5 protein-coding genes are annotated in these 4,573 nt (G+C 48.0%); 2 read left to right on the top strand and 3 right to left on the bottom strand.

The features are described 5' to 3' along the window. Nucleotides 1–192 precede the first annotated feature (192 nt). Nucleotides 193–894 (bottom strand): DNA repair protein RadC, encoded by a 702-nt coding sequence (gene radC / locus B7Y67_RS11270; RefSeq protein ID WP_293598721.1) that lies wholly within the window; start codon nucleotides 892–894, stop codon nucleotides 193–195. Nucleotides 895–924: 30 nt separating this feature from the next. Here radC and B7Y67_RS11265 point away from each other — a divergent pair, with 30 nt between their 5' ends. Together B7Y67_RS11265 and ispH are read left to right on the top strand one after the other, a co-directional pair. Continuing rightward, nucleotides 925–1,371, top strand: a complete 447-nt coding sequence (locus tag B7Y67_RS11265) for an FKBP-type peptidyl-prolyl cis-trans isomerase (RefSeq protein ID WP_293598720.1) — start codon at nucleotides 925–927, stop codon at nucleotides 1,369–1,371. Nucleotides 1,372–1,374: 3 nt separating this feature from the next. Next, nucleotides 1,375–2,328 (top strand): 4-hydroxy-3-methylbut-2-enyl diphosphate reductase, encoded by a 954-nt coding sequence (gene ispH, locus B7Y67_RS11260; RefSeq protein ID WP_293598719.1) that lies wholly within the window; start codon nucleotides 1,375–1,377, stop codon nucleotides 2,326–2,328. Between the two features lie 55 nt (nucleotides 2,329–2,383). On the opposite strand, the gene B7Y67_RS11255 is transcribed toward ispH, so the two are convergent. After that, the gene (locus B7Y67_RS11255; RefSeq protein WP_293598718.1) at nucleotides 2,384–3,577 is read right to left on the bottom strand and encodes an acetylornithine transaminase; all 1,194 of its coding nucleotides are present in this window, start codon (nucleotides 3,575–3,577) and stop codon (nucleotides 2,384–2,386) included. Between the two features lie 51 nt (nucleotides 3,578–3,628). Continuing rightward, a partial coding sequence (locus B7Y67_RS11250) for a CDP-6-deoxy-delta-3,4-glucoseen reductase (protein ID WP_293598717.1) occupies nucleotides 3,629–4,573 on the bottom strand: 945 nt, incomplete at its 5' end.

The raw sequence follows: 4,573 nt of genomic DNA, 5'->3' as shown, positions 1-4,573 counted from the left end.
TACATTGTTGCCAACCATCGGCTTCTTCCCAGTGACTTGGCAAACTTTTGCCATGACATAACTCCATTAATTGCGAAAAAAGAAGATTGTATCAGTCTCCAGGCACTTTGATCTACCCTTAATTGGCTTTAGTTTTGAGGATTTGGCCGTTTAGTCGCTAATATGGGTCAAAAATAGTCAATAAGTTAGTAATTACTTCTGATTCAAGCTATTTTTCATAAGGCCTGAGTCTGAAAATGAGAAAAATCCGCTATCACTGACTATGCAGTGATCGAGGAGTGGAATATCTACCAACTGCAAGGCTTTGGAAAGTGTCTTTGTTAATTCCTGGTCGGCAATGCTTGGCAGTGGGTTTCCGCTCGGGTGGTTATGGGCAACGATGAGGGCGCTGGCGTTCCTCGCAAGCGCTTCTTTGAGGATTTCTCGGGGGTAGACGGCAGTTTGGCTTAGGGAGCCCCTAAAGAGCTCCTGGCACTCAATCAGATGCAAACGCGAGTCGAGGTATAGGCAGAGGAAGACTTCGTGTGGGAGGCGTCCAAATCGGGCTTGCAAGAACTCTCTGACATAACTGGGCGAAGAGAAGACCGATGCTTGGGAGAGGGTTTCCTCAAGACTGCGCTTGACAAGCTCATACGCCGCCTGAATTTGTGACCATTTAGAAATACCCATGCCATGAATCCGGGTTAATTCCTCCGGGGCGCAGGATAGAAGGCGTGGCAAATTGCCAAAATGGTGGATAAGATCTTCGGCCAATGCCACGGCAGTTTTGCCTTTGACGCCAACACGCAGAAAGATCGCAAGTAATTCAGCATCACTAAGAGCTGCTGCTCCTAGGGCACGCAGTTTTTCGCGGGGCTGCTCTATTTTGGGCCAGTCTGTAATGGGTGAGTGCACGCTCGTGTCGGGCCTAGATACAATTACCTTATGACTAAGCCTACGGTTTTGCCCAATTCCTTCCTGACCCTCAACTATCGGCTGACTTTGCCCAGCGGGGATGATTACATCAATACTTTTATTGATCGCCCTGCGACGGTGTTGATGGGTTCTGGACAATTTGCGCCTTGTTTTGAAAAAGTGTTGATCGGGTTGGCTGTGGGTGAAAAGAAAAGTGCCTTGCTGCCCCCTGAGGAAAGCTTTGGGGAGCGTAAGGAAGAATTAATGCAATGGGTTTCTTTGGGTGCGCTTAAAGAGGGTCGCGATGATGATGTGGAATTCAATCCTGGCGACGTGATTGAATTTAATGCGCCCGGTGGTGCTCAATATGCTGGTGTATTGCAATCCATTAATGAAGAGGGTGCATGGTTTGATTTCAATCACCCACTTGCTGGAAGGTCTATCACCTTCGAAGCTGAAATCGTTGCCATCCTCTGATTCATGACTAATCCATCTAGCACGCAAGACGCCGCAGAAATTTTGATGGCGCAGCCTCGCGGTTTTTGCGCGGGTGTGGATCGTGCCATCAATATTGTCAATGAAGCGCTGACACGTTTTGGCGCACCAATTTATGTACGTCATGAAATTGTTCACAACGCCTATGTCGTCAATGGACTGCGTGATAAAGGTGCTGTGTTTGTCGATGAGTTGCATGAAGTTCCCAAAGGCGGCATCGTCGTATTCAGTGCCCATGGTGTTTCTCAAGAAGTTCGCCAAGATGCTGAGGCGCGCGGACTGCAGGTATATGACGCTACCTGCCCATTGGTTACCAAGGTGCATCTTGAGGTCATCAAAATGTGTAAAGATGGTTTTACGGTCTTGATGATTGGTCACGCAGGACACCCCGAAGTCGAAGGCACGATGGGGCAGGTAGAAAAGGGCATTCATCTGATTGAAAAAGTGGCGGATGTTGCTGAGCTGCCCTTTATTGAGAATGAAAAAATTGCTTTTGTAACGCAAACCACACTCTCCGTAGATGAGACCAAAGAAATTGTTGACGTCTTAACTCAAAAATTTCCAAATATTGTTCAGCCGCGTAAACAAGATATTTGTTATGCCACTCAGAACCGTCAAGATGCTGTGAAATTTATGGCGCCTCAGGTTGAGGTAGTTATTGTGGTGGGAAGCAAGGCAAGCTCGAACTCGAATCGCTTGCGTGAATTAGCTGAAAAACTCGGCGTACCGGCTTACATGGTGGATGCACCAGAACAACTTCAGGCTGAATGGTTTGCGGGCAAGAAACGTGTTGGCCTTACTGCGGGGGCATCAGCGCCAGAGAGCCTAGCGCTCTCGATTGTGGAAAAGATTCAAGAGTTTGGCCCGCGTAGTATTCGTAATCTCGAGGGTGTAGTCGAGGACATTACTTTCTCGTTGCCCAAAAATTTAGTTGGCTAGCCAAAAACAATAAAGGAGCCCAAGGCTCCTTTATTAAATTGAATCTTTATATTGCTTAAGCAACTTGTTTGAGCAACTCTCTCAAAATATTGCACATCTGACGGATTTCATCATCAGAAACATTGAGTGCAGGCATAAAGCGCAAGAGATTGGGTCTTGGTGAGTTGATCAACAATCCTTCTGGGCCTCTATCGCGAGCAAGCTCAACTAATTTGGCGCCAATATCACTGCTCAACATAAGGGCGCGTAATAAGCCTTCACCCCGTTCACCATCTAAATTAAATTCTGCTGAAATAGCACGCAGTTCTTTGCTCAGTAACTCGCCTTTGGTGCGAACAGAGTCCAGGAAGCCTGGCGCTAATAGTTGCTCGATCACACTAATGCCAACTGCGGTCATGAGTGGGTTGCCGTTATAGGTGCCGCCTTGATCGCCTGGAACAAAGCAAGCAACTGCATCGGTTGCCATGAGTGCAGCTAATGGAACGCCACCACCGATACCTTTACCTAAGGTCATGATGTCAGGTTCGATGCCGTAATGTTGATAGGCAAAGAGTTTTCCAGTACGCCCACAGCCAGCTTGCACTTCATCCACGATCAACAAGATATTGTTTTCTTTAGTGAATTTACGCAGGCTTTGCATAAATTCTTTCGTAGTGGGGATCACGCCACCTTCGCCTTGAACTGGCTCGAGCATGATTGCAACTGTTTTGTCAGTGACTAGTTTTTTGACAGAGTCCAAGTCATTCAAATCGGCTTTTGGAAAGCCGGGAACTTGCGGGGCAAACATGGTGTCCCAACCTGGCTTGCCAGATGCACTCATGGTCGCTAAGGTACGACCATGAAAGCTGTGATCAAAGGTGATGATTTCAAAGGCGCCGGACTTATTGAGTTGACCCCATTTACGAGCCAACTTGATGGCGCCCTCATTTGCTTCAGCGCCACTATTAGCAAAAAATACTTTGTTAAAGCAGCTGTTCTCTGTCAGAAGATTTGATAAGCGAATCATTGGTTCGTTATAGAACGCTGGGCTCGGGTTAATCAGTTTCTTAGCTTGAGCATTGAGCGCTTCAATCATTCCTGGGTTGCTATGACCTAGGCAGTTCACAGCCCAACCTTGCAAGAAGTCTAAGTAACGCTTGCCATTGTTATCGGTGAGCCATGAGCCCTTACCCTCAACCATCATCACTTCTGGTCGCTTAGTAATAAACATCACTGAGTGGGCATCTACGGATTGGGCTGGCTTATTCATATCGTGTACGAAGTGAGATCAAATGAGGTTTCTATTATCACGCTTAGTGGGCTAGCTTGTTGCAAGATCAGCTGCGCTGGTAAAGGAGTCTGCAAAGAACTCCTCCTCGGGTAGCTTGCACTGAGAAGAAAAGTCTTGGCGGGCTGCGTTAACCATGGCGGGGGCGCCGCAGGCATAGACCTGGTAAGGGCTAAGGTCGGCATGGTCAGCGATCACAGCCTGATGCACAAAGCCAGTGCGCCCAGTCCATTGATCTTCTGGAAGGGCATCGGAAATAACGGGGATGTATTTGAAGTCTGGAATTTCTCTTACCCATGATTTGCAAAGCGCATCGAGGTAAAGGTCGCTAGGGCGACGTCCGCCCCAATACAGATGAATCGGGCGTTGAATCTTTTTGAGCTGCATTTGCTCGACAATGGATTTAATGGGAGCAAAGCCAGTGCCTGCCGCAACAAAAATGATGGGTTTCTTGGAGTCTTCTCTCAGGAAGAAGCTGCCCAATGGACCCTCAAAGCGCAGGATATCTTTTTCTTTTAATGCGGGATCTTTTGCGCCAAAGACAAAGTCGGTAAAGAGTCCGCCTGGCAAGTGGCGAATGTGTAACTCTAAAGGGCCCTCTTGATCAGGCGCATTGGCAATGGAGTAGGCGCGGCGCTGTCCATCTTTGAGAAGGAATTCTAAATACTGACCCGCCAGAAATTGAAAACGCTCAGCTGCTGGTAGTTGCAACTTCAGAATTGCCACATCTGTACTGGGTTTAGAAATGGCATTCACACGACAAGGCACCTTTCTGATAGCGATATCGCCAGCACCCTGAACTTCACGTGCTTCAATCAGGAGATCAGATTTTGGGTGAGCACAGCAAAACAAGGTGCCGCCAGCGGCCTCATCAGCAGAGCTTAAGGCAGCAGCACTATGTTGGCCGTGCTCCACCTGACCCTCTAGAACCTTGCCTTTACAGGATCCGCAGGCACCGTTTTTGCAGCCATAAGGAAG

The sequence above is a fragment of the Polynucleobacter sp. 35-46-11 genome (assembly GCF_002281105.1).
Note: the sequence above shows the minus strand (reverse complement) of the source record. Positions and strands in the feature narration are given on the sequence as shown.

Coding starts and splice junctions, on each gene's coding strand:
- ispH (WP_293598719.1), top strand. CDS start 1,375: ATGACTAATCCATCTAGCACGCAAGACGCCGCAGAAATTTTGATGGCG.
- B7Y67_RS11255 (WP_293598718.1), bottom strand. CDS start 3,577: ATGAATAAGCCAGCCCAATCCGTAGATGCCCACTCAGTGATGTTTATT.
- B7Y67_RS11265 (WP_293598720.1), top strand. CDS start 925: ATGACTAAGCCTACGGTTTTGCCCAATTCCTTCCTGACCCTCAACTAT.